General features: G+C 54.1%; 17 protein-coding genes. 9 read left to right on the top strand and 8 right to left on the bottom strand.

What is annotated here, in order from left to right; translation table 11 throughout:
- Window positions 1-102: 102 nt before the first annotated feature.
- Both TH30_RS07910 and TH30_RS07905 read right to left on the bottom strand, forming a co-directional pair.
- The gene (locus tag TH30_RS07910) at window positions 103-390 is read right to left on the bottom strand and encodes a hypothetical protein (protein WP_114097557.1); all 288 of its coding nucleotides are present in this window, start codon (window positions 388-390) and stop codon (window positions 103-105) included.
- Window positions 391-643: 253 nt separating this feature from the next.
- Window positions 644-1,420, bottom strand: a complete 777-nt coding sequence (locus TH30_RS07905) for a hypothetical protein (protein WP_114097556.1) — start codon at window positions 1,418-1,420, stop codon at window positions 644-646.
- A gap of 301 nt (window positions 1,421-1,721) precedes the next feature.
- Here TH30_RS07905 and TH30_RS07900 point away from each other — a divergent pair, with 301 nt between their 5' ends.
- Window positions 1,722-2,516 carry an enoyl-CoA hydratase gene (locus TH30_RS07900; protein ID WP_114097555.1) on the top strand — a complete coding sequence of 265 codons (795 nt, stop codon included), beginning with the start codon at window positions 1,722-1,724 and terminating at the stop codon, window positions 2,514-2,516.
- A gap of 96 nt (window positions 2,517-2,612) precedes the next feature.
- A complete protein-coding gene (locus TH30_RS07895) occupies window positions 2,613-3,248 on the top strand; it encodes a LysE family translocator (RefSeq protein ID WP_114097554.1) in 636 nt (211 codons plus the stop codon).
- Here TH30_RS07895 and TH30_RS07890 read toward each other — a convergent pair.
- Window positions 3,220-4,101: a protein-methionine-sulfoxide reductase heme-binding subunit MsrQ gene (locus tag TH30_RS07890; RefSeq protein WP_114097553.1), complete on the bottom strand. Its 882-nt coding sequence runs from the start codon at window positions 4,099-4,101 to the stop codon at window positions 3,220-3,222. The genes TH30_RS07895 and TH30_RS07890 overlap by 29 nt on opposite strands.
- Window positions 4,102-4,297: 196 nt before the next feature.
- Between TH30_RS07890 and TH30_RS07885 the strand changes: the two genes are divergently transcribed.
- A complete protein-coding gene (locus TH30_RS07885) occupies window positions 4,298-4,720 on the top strand; it encodes a CoA-binding protein (protein WP_114097759.1) in 423 nt (140 codons plus the stop codon).
- A gap of 95 nt (window positions 4,721-4,815) precedes the next feature.
- On the opposite strand, the gene TH30_RS07880 is transcribed toward TH30_RS07885, so the two are convergent.
- Entirely contained in the window at window positions 4,816-5,460 is a 645-nt protein-coding gene (locus tag TH30_RS07880; RefSeq protein WP_114097552.1) for a hypothetical protein, read from the bottom strand.
- Between the two features lie 173 nt (window positions 5,461-5,633).
- Window positions 5,634-6,533 carry an OmpA family protein gene (locus TH30_RS07875; RefSeq protein ID WP_114097551.1) on the bottom strand — a complete coding sequence of 300 codons (900 nt, stop codon included), beginning with the start codon at window positions 6,531-6,533 and terminating at the stop codon, window positions 5,634-5,636.
- Window positions 6,534-6,759: 226 nt separating this feature from the next.
- Between TH30_RS07875 and TH30_RS07870 the strand changes: the two genes are divergently transcribed.
- The 3 genes from TH30_RS07870 (at window position 6,760) to TH30_RS07860 (ending at window position 8,980) form a co-directional block, all read left to right on the top strand.
- Window positions 6,760-7,728, top strand: coding sequence for a mechanosensitive ion channel family protein (locus TH30_RS07870; protein ID WP_114097550.1), 969 nt, complete (start codon window positions 6,760-6,762; stop codon window positions 7,726-7,728).
- 195 nt (window positions 7,729-7,923) lie between these two features.
- Complete coding sequence (locus tag TH30_RS07865) at window positions 7,924-8,505, top strand: DJ-1/PfpI family protein (protein WP_114097549.1); 582 nt, start codon at window positions 7,924-7,926, stop codon at window positions 8,503-8,505.
- Between the two features lie 160 nt (window positions 8,506-8,665).
- Window positions 8,666-8,980 carry a ribbon-helix-helix domain-containing protein gene (locus TH30_RS07860; RefSeq protein ID WP_114097548.1) on the top strand — a complete coding sequence of 105 codons (315 nt, stop codon included), beginning with the start codon at window positions 8,666-8,668 and terminating at the stop codon, window positions 8,978-8,980.
- Window positions 8,981-9,017: 37 nt separating this feature from the next.
- Here TH30_RS07860 and TH30_RS07855 read toward each other — a convergent pair whose 3' ends face one another.
- The 3 genes from TH30_RS07855 to pyk form a co-directional block, all read right to left on the bottom strand.
- Complete coding sequence (locus tag TH30_RS07855; protein WP_114097547.1) at window positions 9,018-9,980, bottom strand: hypothetical protein; 963 nt, start codon at window positions 9,978-9,980, stop codon at window positions 9,018-9,020.
- Window positions 9,981-9,985: 5 nt separating this feature from the next.
- The gene (locus TH30_RS07850; protein WP_114097546.1) at window positions 9,986-11,500 is read right to left on the bottom strand and encodes a DUF2336 domain-containing protein; all 1,515 of its coding nucleotides are present in this window, start codon (window positions 11,498-11,500) and stop codon (window positions 9,986-9,988) included.
- A 420-nt stretch (window positions 11,501-11,920) separates the two neighbouring features.
- Complete coding sequence (pyk, locus tag TH30_RS07845; RefSeq protein ID WP_114097545.1) at window positions 11,921-13,339, bottom strand: pyruvate kinase; 1,419 nt, start codon at window positions 13,337-13,339, stop codon at window positions 11,921-11,923.
- 276 nt (window positions 13,340-13,615) lie between these two features.
- Between pyk and TH30_RS07840 the strand changes: the two genes are divergently transcribed.
- From TH30_RS07840 to TH30_RS07830, 3 genes are all read left to right on the top strand, one after another.
- A complete protein-coding gene (locus TH30_RS07840; RefSeq protein WP_114097758.1) occupies window positions 13,616-14,089 on the top strand; it encodes a deoxycytidylate deaminase in 474 nt (157 codons plus the stop codon).
- Window positions 14,090-14,369: 280 nt separating this feature from the next.
- The gene (locus tag TH30_RS07835) at window positions 14,370-14,864 is read left to right on the top strand and encodes a response regulator (protein WP_068519226.1); all 495 of its coding nucleotides are present in this window, start codon (window positions 14,370-14,372) and stop codon (window positions 14,862-14,864) included.
- Window positions 14,861-15,415, top strand: a complete 555-nt coding sequence (locus tag TH30_RS07830; protein ID WP_114097544.1) for a transcriptional regulator — start codon at window positions 14,861-14,863, stop codon at window positions 15,413-15,415. The genes TH30_RS07835 and TH30_RS07830 overlap by 4 nt, the downstream gene beginning before the upstream one ends.
- Window positions 15,416-15,724: the final 309 nt, after the last annotated feature.

The following is a 15,724-nucleotide window of genomic DNA, read 5'->3' as shown; positions in this document are numbered from 1 at the left end:
TTAACGTCAATATTTTAGACAAAAAGCAACCCGCATCAAGCAGGCGACAGGCTCACCTTGCGCACCAGAAGTCACAAGATTGGCAATGGAATGTGAACCGGATTATCGCAGAACAATGCCCGCCACATCGGTATAGATCGCCACCACCACACAGCCAATCACAATGGCAACAATGGCGGTCGCCCCGATTTGCGGTAAATTCTCGCGCATCCATTCGCCGGGCGATAATGTCGGGGAAGAACCGGTCTTACGCTTGAAACGCGCTCTGACAGGACCGCGCGACAAATCGACAACAGGCTTAGTGACCTCATCATTGGACGCCCAATGATACCGGTTCTCGGGCAGATAAACAGGGCGGCGGCCTTCCTGACCAGTCTCGTCATTCATCATGGCGATATCACAGCGTCATTCGCTGGCTCCTGCAACAAGGGTAAACGCAAATTTCCGGTCATTTCCATGATGCAATTCTGTGCATCACGATCCTGACGGCCCCCTTATTGATGGTCTGTCACTCACGCCCCGCGTCTATATCAGCCTTGTGTTCTTTTCGATCTGCATATGAACTGCCCCAAAACAGTTCATTTGAAAGCTTGTTTCCATTTTCTATATATGGGGATTACGGCAACTATTCGACAATAGCGGTCTATTTCCCGATAATTGCCGAGAATTCATTAACCGTCAGCACCAGTACATAGCCGACCGCAACCGCCGCGATCATGTAAGCCGCCACACGCGGCAGGAACTTGTCCCATGTCATCGGCTTTCGGTTGGACCGACGCGACTTGCCGCGTGCCATTTCCTGCTTTGCAAGGATCTCCATCCGTTTGCGATCAAGTTCATCGCGCGCAGCCCAACTTGCTGTGTTGTCGGGCAGATCAATACGCGACTGACGGACTTCCTTTTCCTTGAGGTCATCCACCCGCCCCTGAATGTCTTCCGCCCCGACCAAGTCACCTGAATTGTCCTTTTCTCGGACCCGATCCAGCAAGGTCGCACCGCCATTCAGGCTTTCGACATAGTCGTCATAAGCCGTTTTTTCCTGTGCGATGGCTGCGGCCTGTTCGGCTTCACGGGCGGCATTGTTCGCCACCGGACCATTCATCCCTCCATGCAAGGCCGCCGCCCCGGAAAACTTGTTCTGGACATGCACATGCCGGTTCGGCTTGGGCCGGACCGGATTTCGGACCGGCTCGGGTCTGGTCTCGGCAATTTTCTTGTCGTTGACCATAGGGGCGGGTTTCGGGCCCATCATCACTGGTGGGCGATAGTCATGGAAATCAGTATCGGATGACTGGGGTGTTTCCCCCTCGTCTTCGTCAAGAACCTTGGGTTTGGGCATCAGGAAGGCCGGGATATCAAACCCTTTTTGAAGCAGGCGCGCGCGTGCCTCGGCGCGATATCGTTCAAGATCGCGCTCCATTACGTCCTTCCGATCAAACCGTTTAATCGGCGTTTCACGGACGGGTTTCTGCGTTCTTAGTGCCTCCTGCCTTTTCTGGCGGGACACAAAACGGCTCGGCGCCCGGCTGGGACGCCGCGTATCACTATCACTCATCCACAACCTTACGGTTTTTTTGACCGTTTGACTTATTATCCTGGCGACAATCAATGCGATGCGCCTAAAGGGTTTTATTGATGACCCATTGCGTGCAATTCTACTACGATCACCTGTAGAAGAAAAACTAAAAACGACACCACCAACAGGCATCACGGAGGAACCCATGACCACAGAAACAGCCCCGTCCCCACTCGTCATCCGGCATGATCATGATGGATATGTCACCCTTGTCATGTCCAACCCTGCCCGGCGCAATGCCCTGTCGGGGGCGATGATGACGGCCCTTCAGGATGCGTTTGACCAGATCGCAAATTCCCCTGACATCCGGTGTGTCATTCTTGCGGCCGAGGGACCGGTGTTCTGTGCCGGTCATGACCTTAAGGAAATGGGTGGCATATCGGAATGCGATCAGCATGCCAGTCTGTTTGCACAATGCAGCCGGTTGATGATGCGCATCGTGTCCCTGCCCCAGCCGGTTATTGCGCGGGTTCGCGGCATGGCAACAGCAGCAGGGTGTCAGCTGGTTGCGAGTTGCGATCTGGCGGTTGCGGCATCCACGGCGAAATTCGCAACGCCGGGCGTGAATATCGGGCTGTTCTGTTCGACCCCGATGGTCGCATTAAGCCGCAATATCGCTCGTAAACACGCCATGCGGATGTTGCTGACAGGTGATCCGGTTCCCGCCGAACTTGCCTTTAGCATGGGGCTTGTTTCCGATGTGGTTGACGAGGCCGACCTTGAAGCTGCCACTGCGGTCCTTGCCGCTGGAATTGCCGCACGTTCCGGCATGACGGTAAGACTTGGCAAACAGGCATTCTACAAACAGATCGAAATGCCGCTTTCCGATGCCTATGGCTATGCTTCCGACGTCATGACCGCCAATATGCAAAAGCATGATGCGCGCGAAGGGATCGATGCCTTTGTTGAAAAGCGCCATCCGCAATGGCGTCACGAATAGCCGGAAGCGAACCGCTATGCATGGTTGCAGGGGGCTTGACACAATCATGCCGACGGTTCTTTGTGAATGGATAATATATTTGTCGGAGTTACAACCATGCCGTTTGAAATTTGGCTCGCCTTTGTTGTTGCATGCACCGTCATCCTGATTATTCCCGGGCCGACCATCATGCTTGTCGTCAGCTACGCGCTGAGCAAAGGTCGTCAAACCGCATGGGCAACGGTTCCCGGTGTTGCCCTGGGTGATCTGACTGCAATGACTGTGTCGCTTGCCGGCGCCGGTGCACTGCTTGCAACCTCGGCAGATGCCTTTACCGTGCTAAAACTGTGCGGGGCGGGATATCTGATTTATCTTGGGATCAAGATGTGGCGCGAAAAACCCGATATTCTGCAAGACAATCCTGATGCCAAACGCAACCGTCCGTCGCGCATGTTCCTTCAGGCTTATGTGGTCACCGCCCTTAATCCCAAGGGCATTGTCTTTTTCATCGCCTTTGTGCCGCAATTTATCACAGCAGGCAGTCCGGTCCTGCCGCAATTTATTGTCATGACGGCAACCTTCGTGACGCTTGCCGCAGTCAATGTCGCCATCTGGGCCATCATGGCCGGTGCATTGCGTGAACGGTTCCGCAAACCCGAAGCCATGCGGCGTCTGACCCGTGTCGGGGGTGGTGTGATGATCGGGGCCGGCCTTCTGACCGCCCTTACCCGCCGCGCGAGTGCTGCGGCTTAAGACGCAAACTGCCTGCAAGATTTGACATGATTGCCCGCCCTGCACCGTCCCGGCCAAACGGGTAAATCACCACCATCACAAGCGATACCAGCAACACATTCCATGCCGGGCGTAGCGGCCACATCCATTCAAGATTGGCCGCTGCCACCCGATCTGCCGGGATACCGGTAGCCAGTGCGTACCAGGCATATTCAATCCCCGCCGTTGTCAGCCCGGAAACCAGCGCAATGACAATCAGTGTGCTGGCAGACCGCAAGGCCCAGCCGCGCCAGTGCGCAAACCGGTACAGCATCAGGGCAACAAACAATCCCGCCATCAGGGTCGCCTCACTGACATCGACCTTGGACTGCAAAAAGAAATGGACCACACCCAGAACGGCAATGGGATAGACCAGCTTGTGCAACCGGCCCCATTTCGCCCCAAGCTTGCGCATGGCGGCCTTGGTCGAGGTCGCAGCAAGAACCGCAAGACCAAGCACCGCAACAAAGCCAATGGTCAGATAGATCCGCAAGACGATCTCGCTTGCTATGCGGCCAAGATCAAGATTCTGGCTGATCGCATACAGGCAAAGATGCATAATCGCATAGCAAAATGCCCCGACCCCGATTTGACGGCGCACCTGCACAAGCTTTGAAAACCGGGTTATGCGGCGCAACGGCGTGATCAAAAGCGAAATCAGCAATATGCGGATCGTCCAGTCACCGCTTTGAAGGATCGCGTCCTTGACCGGAATCGTTGCCCCGCCCTGCGCGATCACCGGCCAGAGTAACAAGGCACCGGGCACAAGCAACGCAATAAAAACAGCCAGTTTGAAAACGGAAAAACGTCCGGACGGGTCAAGCCATGGATACATGCAGTCAAAGCCTGTTCTAGTGTGTCTGTCTGTTACTCAAAGCGCATTTGACCGGCCACGTCATTTAAACTCGTCATCAACTTTCCGCGAGAACGGGCTTCCCGTCTTTGCCTGCCCGCACTTGACCGCAAACAGTTGCACCGCAATCGCAAACATATAACTATCACATCATCACCCCTGATGATGGATGGATCAAATGCCCCAGTTTGAAAACCCGAGTGAGCAGAATATCAAAGCCTTGCTCGAAACCACAAAAACGATTGCGCTGGTTGGTGCCAGCCCCAAGGCCGAACGGCCATCCAATCGGGTGATGAAATTCCTGCTTGATCGCGGCTATCACGTCATCCCGGTCAATCCGGGTCAGGCTGGCGGACAAATCCACGGACAGACGGTTGTTGCCACTCTTGCCGACATTGCCGAACCGGTCGATATGGTCGATATTTTCCGCAATAGTGAAGATGCGCCCGGTGTGATTGACGAGGCCATTGCAATCGGCGCCAAAGCGGTGTGGATGCAGCTTGGAGTCCTGGCCCCGGATGCCGCAATCAAGGCGCAGAAACATGGTATGACGGCCGTGATGGATCGCTGCCCGGCTATTGAAATTCCCCGCTTGTTCTGAGCTGCCATTTCAGATCAATCCCCGATCAACCGGCAAAACAAAAGGCACCGGAAACCGGTGCCTTTATACATTCGATCATAGGGATGGTTATCAGCCTAACCGCGTCCGCATTTTGCCATCAACTCGGGCATCAAGCCCTGATTGCCGATAAAGACCGGCTGAACCGCACTGGTCACATTGTAGGTCGTGGTGTGCTCATCCATGATCTGGTCATAAAGACCCGATGTTTCGAGCACCAGCGACACTACCCCGTCAGGCTTGATGCGAAGAGCTGCAAACCCGTTAGCATATTCGGTGCGTGCGCATTCACGCCCCAGGATCGTATCGAAACGTTCGACCAGGGCATAACGCGGGTTTTCAGTAAGATGTTCGCGTTTGGATATCGAGCCGGGCTCGATACTGGTCTTGGGGATATATTTTCCAAACCGCGCCTGGGACTGAACGATATAGCCATCCGGGAAATAGACAGCGACATCTTCGGAAAGAAGAATACGGTCGCCAATCACCTGCCCGGAACGCAAAAGCGCCTTGATGCGTTTCCCCGGAATTTCACCGGAGAAGGCATTAAATCGCAGGTATTTTCCATCCCCGCGCTGATCAGCATAATATTTTTCGAAAGGAACGACTGGGGTGATATCGGCGGCGATTGCTGCCGGTGTGATTGCTGCTGACGCCATGGCCAGTGCAAGTATTACGCCCCCCGAGCGTCGCGAAAAGACCGCCTTGATGGCCTTTATCATATGTCCCCGCCTCTCACTCTTACGTATCGAAATCTTTCGCAGAGATTATGCAGATTAATCCGAATTTCAACTGTAATTCCCGCGAAAGTGTCCGGCACGGAAAAAAGCACATAAAAAAACAACGAGGTGGCATGATGCCACCTCGTTGCCAAAGATTTGGTAAATGACGGAAATCAGTCGACCGAAATCGTCACACGACGGTTGCGCGGTTCGCGAACACCATCCGGAGTCGGGATCAGAAGATCACCTTCACCAACGGCATCACTGTCGATCTGGTCGGCTTTAATGCCACGACCGGTCAACTGGTCAAGGGCGGCTTGCGCACGACGCTCGGACAGTTTCAGGTTGTAGGCAGCAGAACCTGACGCATCGGCGTGACCGACGATTGCAACATTGCCCATCGAGGATGCCCACTGTTCCGCAGCCGCATCAAGAACGCGCTCGGAAACCGGGGTGATCGCAACACTGTCAAAATCGAAGAAGATCGTGAACAGACGTGCTTCCTTGGCGGCAACCGGTGCAGCCATCGGTGCCGGTTCAACCGCACGAAGCTCGGCCATTGCTGCTTCGAAATCTTTCCAGCACTGGCTAATCAGGTCATCCTGCCAGCCTTCCTCGCTTTCCTCGATCCAGCAATCGAATCGTGCCTGCGCAACGGCAGCGGTATCAGGCTTTTCTTCGCGCTTGCCATCATCAAGAAGCGCAATCAGTTCATCGCGAACAGCGCGTTTCTGTGCAACTTCCTCTGCCGAGAAACGCCAGTTTGCCGGATCTTCCGGCAGAATGTTTTCATCTTCGACGACCTTGCCAGCTTTCTTGGCAAAGAAATCAGCATCAAAGAAGTCGTACCATTCATCCGCTTCACGCTGCGCATAGGCAATATATTCAGCCTTCAGCGCCTTGCCGAATGCGGTTGCGGGTTCGGTACCGGAAATCGCGGAAGATACGGAACTGCTGTATGTCAGTGGGTTACCGCCATACATAGCTGCAGTACCGGAATTATCTACGCTGCTACATGCACTCAGAAGCGCTACACCACCAAGTGCACAAAGAATAGTCGGACGAAGCTGCATGTCTTACCCCTGTCGTGAAGGTTGTTATTCAGCGGATACTTTATCACCAAAGATGGTAATATTATGTCTCAAAACGACCGAAAACGCGATTTGTTCCATACCCGTAGAAAGAAATGGGTGTCGGTACACACTTTTCAAGAACACATAAACCTGTAATGCTTATTCTCTCATACCGTCGTATGAGTATCAACCAATACAACCAAGACACAGAGCGGACGAGGGTCAAATGATCGAAACCGATGTATCCAAGATCACAGTAATGCTAAAGGAGTTTGCGCTCGGCTTTGGCATGGATCTTCTAGGCGCAATTGTCATACTTGCTGTCGGCTGGTGGTTCGCCGGTCGCGCCTCGGCACTTGTGCGCCATTCGCTGAAAAATGCGAAGTTTGTTGATGCAACACTCAAACCTTTGGCAGCAAGCATTGTCCGCTACGCCGTGCTGGTCTTTGTCATCATCGCTGTCCTGTCGAATTTCGGCGTTGAAACCACCAGCATCATCGCGGTTCTCGGCGCCGCCGGTCTGGCAATCGGTCTGGCCCTGCAGGGCACCTTGTCCAACATTGCCGCTGGCGTAATGATCCTGATCCTGCGCCCGCTCAAGATTGACGAGTTTATTGAAGCAGGTTCGGTCTCGGGCACCGTGGTTGAAATCTCGTTATTCACCACTCTGCTCAAGACGCCGGACGGTGTGTTCATTTCTGCGCCGAACTCGCAAATCTGGAACAGCGCGATCAAAAACTATTCGCGCAACCCGACCCGCCGCCTCGACATCAAGGTTGGCATTTCCTATGACGACGATGTTGATGCCGGACTTGAGTTCCTCAAAAACCTCGTTGCGTCCGATCCCCGCGTTCTCAAAGACCCCGAACCGATGAGCTTTGTCGCCACCCTTGGCGAAAGCTCGGTCGATCTGACCGCACGCGGCTGGGTAGCGACGGCTGACTTCTGGCCGGCCTTCTTTGATCTGACCCGCAAATCGAAAACCGAACTGGAAGCCGCCGGCTTCTCGATCCCGTTCCCGCAACGCGATCTGCACGTCATCGAATCACCGGAAACGGCGAGTGCGACCAAAACTGTTGCCAAACCGGTAGCAAAGGCACCAGCCAAGAAACCGGCGACCCGTTCGCGCGCGACAACGGCCAAAACCGCAACCAAAACCACAGCTGCGAAAAAGCCGACCGAAAGCAAAAGCTGATCCGCGCAAATCACAACCTTTAAAAGAGGCCCCAACGGGCCTCTTTTTTTTTGCGTCCGTGTCGTGCCAGTTCCTGACGAAAGCTACTTGCTGCCAGTGTAGTAGCCCGCTGTTACCCGCATGCCACCTTACAGGCGTATGATTTCTGACCGTGAAGGACAAAACAAACCACAACATCCCCCGGGAGGATATCAAATGTCTGCCAAAAAAATTCTGATGATCACAGGTGATTTCGCCGAGGATTACGAAACCATGGTCCCGTTTCAGACCCTGCTTGCGGTCGGCCACAAGGTCGATGCGGTCTGCCCGGACAAGAAAGCTGGTGATACGGTCGCAACCGCAATCCATGACTTCGAAGGCGATCAGACCTATAGCGAAAAACGCGGTCACAATTTTGCACTGAATGCGGATTTTGCTTCTGCGCGCGCGGAAAACTATGACGCGCTTCTGATCCCCGGCGGTCGCGCCCCGGAATATCTGCGCCTGAACGAGGACGTCATTCGTCTGGTGCGTGACTTCAATGACGCTGGCAAACCGATTGCTGCGGTCTGCCACGGGGCACAGCTTCTGGCAGCAGCCGACATCATCAAGGGACGCACGGTTTCGGCCTATCCGGCTTGCGCGCCCGAAGTCAAACTGGGCGGCGGCATTTATGCCGACATCGCCATTGATGATGCCTGCACCGATGGCAATCTTGTCACCGCTCCGGCATGGCCTGCGCATCCGAAATGGCTTGCCGCCTTCCTTGCTGTTCTTGGCACTGAAATCAACTTGTAACCGGATATCGCCCAATCGTGAGTTGCGTTTGGGCGATTTTTCCCTGACCATGGACCTCTGGTGTTAAACACTCTGCAGGGTCTGCCTTTGGACTGGTTACGGGCCCTGAAAAAAGCGGTCGGAATACAAAACCGACCGCATCACAGGAAAGGCCGTCCTCATGTGTCAAATCTATTCAGGTGCCGAACCCGAACTTTATCAATGTGTCAGCCGTTCTGTACGGATCAATGGCGTGGTAACCAGCCTGCGTCTTGAACTGCGATTCTGGCAAATCCTTGATGAAATCTCGTCGGGTGAAGGTTTCACCACCCCGCAATTTCTGGGCAAGATTTATGACGAAGTTGTCGCACAACGTGGCGACATTCCAAACTTCGCATCGCTGTTACGCGTGATTTGCACAATTTATCTGGAAAAACAGATCGGGCTTCATACCCCGCTTGGCAAAGCTGAAACCGCGTCCCGTCTGGTCAGCTGACCCTGCCCGATATTTGTCGGGCACTGTTGGACGAGCTCTAGTTCAGCCAGGAAGACAGTTCGCGCGTGCTGAACCCACCGCTTCGCATGATCGAAGGGTTGGCATTACGTGCAAGCTGCGGCTCGGCCGGTTTGATGATGGCATTGCGCCGATGCATCCCGGCTGCCGCCCCGAAGTCAATCTGTGAACGCGCCACCAGCTCGGCCGCCGTTGGTTGCTGCTTGCTGGCATTGATCGGGGTTTGCGGTGCCTGTTGCTGTTGCTTTTGCTTGGTCTCGTAGATCCAGCGCAATTCCTGCTTCAGGGTCTGATATTCCGGTGTATCGGGCGCAGAGTTAACCTCGTTAACAATCTGAAGCTTCACCATCTGCGGGAACCGGTCCAGCCGTTCGAGCAGCATGAATTTCACGCTTGGCCGCACCGCGTCTGATCGCATCAGCTTCATCACCAGACGGCGATAGATGTCAATTCGCAGATTTCCGTTTGATGCCAGCTCGATGAATTCTTCGACAAACTCGCGCGCCGCCATCTTGCCATCCAGAAGTGCGCGCAAATTATCGGCCATCGCCCGGCGATATGCCTCGCGGATTTCAACAACATGGTTGGATGCGCGCGTGCGCACCAGATGGAATGCTTCGGGGCTAAAGGCGTTCTTTGTCAGAAGCTTGGCGCAATCGGCAACCAGCTCATGCTTGGTCGCATCGGAAACGACTTCAAACACGCCGGTAATCAGTTCCTTGCATTTGGCATGCGGCCCCATGCGGATCGCAGCCGCCAGCGCCATCGGGCTTTCCGGGTCACGGGTCGCAATCACGGCAAGTGCCAAAGGATCATCATATTGCATCAATGCCAGATCATTGCTGAGCAAATGCTCCGGCATCAAAAGACGCTGCTGCTTTGCTGCGCCGGTTACGGTCAATGGTTCGCCGCTTTGATAACTTTCCTTGATATTGAGCGCATATTTCAACGCGTCATACGAGATGCCGTGATTGCTGCTCATGGCACTCAGTCTCCTTTTGGACCCTTGGTGAGTCGCTTGTCAGAGACCAAGCCTTCAAGGCCACCGCTGTTGCGTCCCGTTCGCGGCCGGATATTCGGGTTCAAACCGGGGTTCCGCTTGGCGTTTACAGCCGGTGCAACCGTTTCCTTTTCGACACGTGTACGCGCTGTGGCGGGCTTGGTGTCGTTGAAGAAATCGATATACCAATCCATATCGGTTGAGGCCATCGCATACCGTCCCCCCGCTGCCGGGCTTTCGATATTGGCTTCGGGAATGCCGTTGCTGATTTGCAGCACCACCGATGACGGTGCAGTCATGCCCGCACGCCATGCAAGGGCAGTAATCGCGCGCGCGCTTCCGGAATCAAGGATTTTCGAGACAGCACTGACCGGTATCTGTGCGTAATGCGCAAGGGACTGCACAACAAGTGCGTCCTCGTTGCGCGATACCGCATCAAGAATATACTGATCAATCGTCATTTTCTGGTTTGATGCGGCTTCCTGTTCGTGATCAAGCATCACGTCATCGGTCACATCCATCGCCATTGTGCTATCGGCTGCATAAAGCGGCATGCGGTTTTCAAACCGGGCCTTTTCAATACGCTGGCGCACGGACTGGCGAAGGGCACGTGCAACTTCGGTGCGCATGCGTCCCTGCTCGACCAGCGTATCAAACAGCGATGCCATGATGAAATGCGCGACACGACGCTGGGCCTGACGCGAAATGCGGCTTTGCCCACCCATAAGGTCGTTGCCCGATGTTGTCGGGGCATTTGTCTTGCGTTCTGCGAAATGCGGGGTCATGGACACTACATTGCGCGGCGCATCGTCAGATGACAGCAACCGGTTCAGAAGACTGCTTTTTTCTTTCTCGGCTTTCTGTTCGATCAGGCGTGCTCTTGCCGCGGCTTCCTGTTCTTCACGCGCACGTTCGGCAGCGGTCTGAACAAACTCGCCGCGTCCGCGCATGATATCAAGGAAATCGGAATCGCTCAGAAGTTCGATATATTCACCGATCGACACCCGACCAATAGCCTGAATGTCCTGGCGCAGGCGGCTTGCAGCCTGACGGGTCATATAAGGCGTATGGCCCAGTTCCTGCTCAATCAGATTGATCACCTGCGGGCGATAGCATTCACCCATATTGGCAATGGCCGCGACAAATTCCTCGACCATCTCAAGGCGCTCGGACGGACTGACATCATGCAGGTGACGGCGCAAACGGCGCGCAACATCCATACGGACATCGCTGTCAAAATCCGGAGCATCATCGTCATCATCAGCATGCGCCATTTCCGTTGAAAGGCGTGCCGCATGTTCAAGCGCGCTTTGTTCTGAAATCTCTTCGCTGGAGCTTTTGCGGGGGATCGACCGCCCACGCGCATTGCCGGCATCGGCAGAAAATGCATCAGGTGCGACTGTACGGACAGTTTCAGCAAGATCACGAAGCTTGGCAGTGGCTTTGTCATCAAGCCCCGCGTCACCCGTATTTTTCTGCCGATTGAACATCCAACTCAGCATTATCGCAGCTATTCCCCTGGTCCCTTGCCTGGCGGCATATCAGGCATCAAACAATGCAGATACCTGTGTTTTTTATGTTTTGTCAGAACAGTTTAACCAGAACCGACAGTGATACACAACCAGACTAGACGTATAAATTCATTACCCCAACATCAAAGGCTGAAACCATCTGGCACAGCCTTGATTACCAATAGACTATCGACGCAAAGACTCAAAAAAACATTAACAATACAGCGCACTATACAAACCGGTGATATTCACCGCGAAAGTTCGGCAAACCTGCTCGCTTTTCCCGCACCGAAATTTACCGATACCGGCCCTCTCCCCTGCCCGTATCCGGCCTTTGGGCACAAAAAAGCGGGCGACCGATCCGGCCGCCCGCTTGTTAAATCTGTTATCCGGATATCTTGATGATCCCGATCAGTTGCTCACCCATGCAATGCGCAGGATATTGGTCGCACCGGGCGTTCCGAACGGAACACCTGCGGTGATCACCAGTGAATCACCCGGACCGGCAAATTCTTCGCGCTGGGCAACTTCACAGGCAATGCCGACCATTTCGGCAAAGTTGGTCGCATCCCGGGTAAAGACCGGATGCACACCCCAGCATAGCGCCAGACGACGTGCAGTCTGAATGCGCGGGGTCAGGCCAAGAATCTGAACTTCCGGACGTTCACGCGCGGCACGGAATGCCGTGGAACCGGACGTGGTATAGTTGACCACGGCTTTGGAGCCGATCGTGGCAGCAACCTGACGGGCTGCGGCACTGATCGCGTCCGGTGCGTTATGTTCCGGATCCGGGCGGTTGGCATCACGCATGCGGTAGTAAAGCTCGTCCTGCTCAACACGGACCAGAATGCGGTCCATGATCGAAACGGTTTCAAGCGGATACTTGCCAACAGCACTTTCTGCCGACAGCATCACGGCATCGGCACCGTCATAAATCGCAGTTGCGACGTCAGATGCTTCTGCACGGGTCGGTGCCGGGTTCGATACCATGGAATCAAGCATCTGGGTTGCCACGATCACCGGCTTGCCAGCTTCACGGCAGGCTTTGATGATCCGTTTCTGAAGAATCGGAACATCTTCCGGCGGGCATTCCACACCAAGATCACCACGGGCAACCATCACCATGTCAGACAGCTCGACGATCTCGTCGAGATGCTCGATTGCCTGCGGCTTTTCCAGTTTGGAAACGATGGCTGCACGGCCCTGGATAAGCTTGCGGGCTTCGGCGACATCTTCGGGACGCTGAACAAACGACAGCGCGACGAAATCGACGCCCATTTCCAGACCGTAAACCAGATCGGCACGGTCTTTGTCCGTCAGCGGCGACAGCGGCAACATGACGTCAGGAAGGTTAACACCCTTGCGGTTTGACAGCGGACCACCGGTGATGACCGTACATTCAGCCGACTTGTCATCGCATTTCTCAACACGCATGCGCAGCTTGCCATCATCAAGCAAAAGGTTCGCACCCGGTTTCAGGGCTGCGTAGACTTCCGGATGCGGCAAGGAAACGCGCTTGTTGTCACCCGGCGTCTTGTCCATGTCGAATTTGAAGGTGTCACCAGCTTCGAGTTCTACCTTCTCGTCGGCAAAGGTGCCAACACGGATTTTCGGCCCCTGAAGGTCCATCAAAATTCCGATCGGACGACCAAGCTTTGCTTCGACAGCGCGGATAGCTTCAAAACGGGCCAGATGTTCTGAGTGTTCCCCATGCGAGAAATTCAGGCGAAATACATCGACGCCTGTTTTCACGATTTTCTCGAGGATTTCTGGCTTTGAACTCGCCGGCCCCAGGGTCGCGATGATTTTCGCCTTACGTTGACGGCGCATCAGCTACTACCTCTTGTTATTTGGTTTACACGTGAGCCCTACCGCTTCGGCCTGCATCTGCGGCGAGGCGTCAGGGCGTCCTGATATTTTTCTGGGGGTAACCCCTTAATAGTCAATCAGCCCCTATTTGAACAGGGACTTTTCTTTAAATGCCTTTACAAAAATGTGATTTTTCACTGGACAATTACAAGAAGCCCCCTCTTAAAAGAGGTGAAAAGCCGCATTCGCCGCACGCGAAATGCCCCGATCACATTGATGCAAACAGGGCTTCATTCAATGAATAAATGGCACCACCGCTTTCTTGGTCTTGCAGCCCATATCGCAGACTGGTCAAAGGATCGCAGCACGCAGGTCGGCGCGGTTGTCATCGGCCCGAAAAAGGAAATCCGTGCGGTTGGCTATAACGGCTTCCCGCGTGGTGTGGATGACGCTGTCGAAAGCCGCCACCAGCGCCCGGAAAAATACGCCTATACCGAACATGCCGAACGCAATGCCATCTACAATGCCAGCTATACCGGCACATCTCTTGATGGTTGCGCGCTTTATGTTACCCACTTCCCGTGCTGTGACTGCGCGCGCGCCATCATTCAGGCCGGAATCGCCGAGGTCTTCGTGGATAAAACCAAACTTACCGCGGATTTTCTTGAACGCTGGGAACAGGATATGAAGATTTCGACCGAAATGTTTGACGAATCCGGGGTCATTGTTCAGGTGATCGACAATGACGGCACCACAAAGCCGATGAAATAATCTATCACCCTCTTTACAAATGACCGCCACCTCCAATATGGGTGGGTTCGGACCGGATACGAGCATTCAAAAAACAAGACGTAAACGTCGCAAGTTCAGGCCTGCTGCTGATCTCAGGTCAGTATTTGTCAGATTCTCCAGCATCATCAGGGGCGGTTAGACCTTGCTGGAAACCAGACAAAGGTATAAGGGTTTATACAACAGCAACCGAGATGAATTGCTGCTGTTAGTCCCTGAACAGCGACGCATATTCGTGATGATGCTCAGGAAACGAGGCCGGATGAACGCGAAAATCGACTTTAGTAAAATCAGTTTTCTGATCGTTGACGGGGACAAGATTTCAGCTCAAGTAGTCTACGACACACTGGCCTATCTCGGTGCCAGTCACATTCAGCGCGTAAAAACGCCGAATGATGCCTTTGATGTCTTGCGCAGTGAAAAGATTGATATCGTTGTGTGTGAATGGCGACTCCGTGGCATGGATGGTCTTGAATTTCTTGACGTCATGCGCAATTCGACCAACTCGCCCAACCGGTTCATTCCTGTGATCATGCTGACTGCGCATTCGGAACACCGTTACGTAACAACCGCACGCGACCTTGGTATTACGGAATTTCTTGCCAAACCATTCAATGCCAAGGCACTTTATAGTCGATTGGTATCGGTCATTGCTCGACCACGACGTTTCATCAATACCGGAACGTATTTTGGTCCTGACCGACGCCGCAGGCAGGTCCAGTTTGATGGTCCTGACCGAAGGAGCCTTGACGAATGACCCATTATGACTGGGGAAGCGGAGCAATCGTGAAGCCGGACGCGCCAAAGAAAAAGAAGAATGTACAGATCATTCCCGCCCAAACCGATTTGAAGCGGCGAGCTGTCAACTTCATCAAGGGATTTGACATCAATCTGTCCCCCGAGCAGCTCGAAGAGCTTGAACAGGTTGTGCAACGCAGTTCCGAAACCTTTGTCCGCGACGTCGGCAAGGACCTGATGGATTGCCGCCGCCAGATCATCCAGGCACTGGGCGACAAGACAAAACGCAGCGATGCCGTGGCCAGCAGCTCAGACCTTGCCTATTCGGTCAAGGCACTTGGCGGTACGTTCCAGTACCCGTTGATGACCCAGATTGCAAAATCGCTGGAAACTTTCGTTGCGGACCGTACCACCGCCAATGAAAAACAGCTGCTTGTCATCCAGCTTCATATTGATTCGCTTTATGTCATTCTCGCAGGCCGCGTTACCGGCTTTGGCTCGACGGTCGAACAGGCCACCGTCGCAGCCCTGACCAAACTTGCCGAACGCCACGAGTTACCCCGCGAATAGCATTGAGAAACGCAACAGACTGATGTTGCGTTTCCTCTTGTCATCCCCCCATTTCCGAGACGATCTGTCTTCTGCATCCGGGTAGGCGCACCGCTTTCTTGACCAACCTGTTTCTGCGTCTTCCGTGTCTTCCGTGCTTTGCAATGAGATTGTCAAACATGCCCGGAGAGAACCTTGACGCTTCGGAATAACGGGTAGTTTCTACCCACAGAGGAAACCGGGAAGAAATTTCGAATTCAGATCAAAAACCGCTTGCGCCCCCAAAGACCGACTGTTAAAAACCGCGCCACACACCATGCGGGTGTAGCT

This window comes from Thalassospira profundimaris, assembly GCF_003326795.1.
Taxonomy (GTDB): domain Bacteria; phylum Pseudomonadota; class Alphaproteobacteria; order Rhodospirillales; family Thalassospiraceae; genus Thalassospira; species Thalassospira profundimaris_C.
This window is presented reverse-complemented; position numbering and strand designations above follow the sequence as displayed.

Excerpts from the sequence above, each read along its gene's own strand:
- TH30_RS07840 (WP_114097758.1), top strand. The coding sequence starts at position 13,616 with ATGAATAAATGGCACCACCGCTTTCTTGGTCTTGCAGCCCATATCGCA.
- TH30_RS07870 (WP_114097550.1), top strand. The coding sequence starts at position 6,760 with ATGATCGAAACCGATGTATCCAAGATCACAGTAATGCTAAAGGAGTTT.
- pyk (WP_114097545.1), bottom strand. The coding sequence starts at position 13,339 with ATGCGCCGTCAACGTAAGGCGAAAATCATCGCGACCCTGGGGCCGGCG.
- TH30_RS07885 (WP_114097759.1), top strand. The coding sequence starts at position 4,298 with ATGCCCCAGTTTGAAAACCCGAGTGAGCAGAATATCAAAGCCTTGCTC.
- TH30_RS07830 (WP_114097544.1), top strand. The coding sequence starts at position 14,861 with ATGACCCATTATGACTGGGGAAGCGGAGCAATCGTGAAGCCGGACGCG.
- TH30_RS07880 (WP_114097552.1), bottom strand. The coding sequence starts at position 5,460 with ATGATAAAGGCCATCAAGGCGGTCTTTTCGCGACGCTCGGGGGGCGTA.
- TH30_RS07850 (WP_114097546.1), bottom strand. The coding sequence starts at position 11,500 with ATGCTGAGTTGGATGTTCAATCGGCAGAAAAATACGGGTGACGCGGGG.
- TH30_RS07900 (WP_114097555.1), top strand. The coding sequence starts at position 1,722 with ATGACCACAGAAACAGCCCCGTCCCCACTCGTCATCCGGCATGATCAT.
- TH30_RS07860 (WP_114097548.1), top strand. The coding sequence starts at position 8,666 with ATGTGTCAAATCTATTCAGGTGCCGAACCCGAACTTTATCAATGTGTC.
- TH30_RS07865 (WP_114097549.1), top strand. The coding sequence starts at position 7,924 with ATGTCTGCCAAAAAAATTCTGATGATCACAGGTGATTTCGCCGAGGAT.
- TH30_RS07890 (WP_114097553.1), bottom strand. The coding sequence starts at position 4,101 with ATGTATCCATGGCTTGACCCGTCCGGACGTTTTTCCGTTTTCAAACTG.
- TH30_RS07855 (WP_114097547.1), bottom strand. The coding sequence starts at position 9,980 with ATGAGCAGCAATCACGGCATCTCGTATGACGCGTTGAAATATGCGCTC.
- TH30_RS07910 (WP_114097557.1), bottom strand. The coding sequence starts at position 390 with ATGATGAATGACGAGACTGGTCAGGAAGGCCGCCGCCCTGTTTATCTG.
- TH30_RS07875 (WP_114097551.1), bottom strand. The coding sequence starts at position 6,533 with ATGCAGCTTCGTCCGACTATTCTTTGTGCACTTGGTGGTGTAGCGCTT.
- TH30_RS07895 (WP_114097554.1), top strand. The coding sequence starts at position 2,613 with ATGCCGTTTGAAATTTGGCTCGCCTTTGTTGTTGCATGCACCGTCATC.
- TH30_RS07905 (WP_114097556.1), bottom strand. The coding sequence starts at position 1,420 with ATGGAGCGCGATCTTGAACGATATCGCGCCGAGGCACGCGCGCGCCTG.
- TH30_RS07835 (WP_068519226.1), top strand. The coding sequence starts at position 14,370 with ATGAACGCGAAAATCGACTTTAGTAAAATCAGTTTTCTGATCGTTGAC.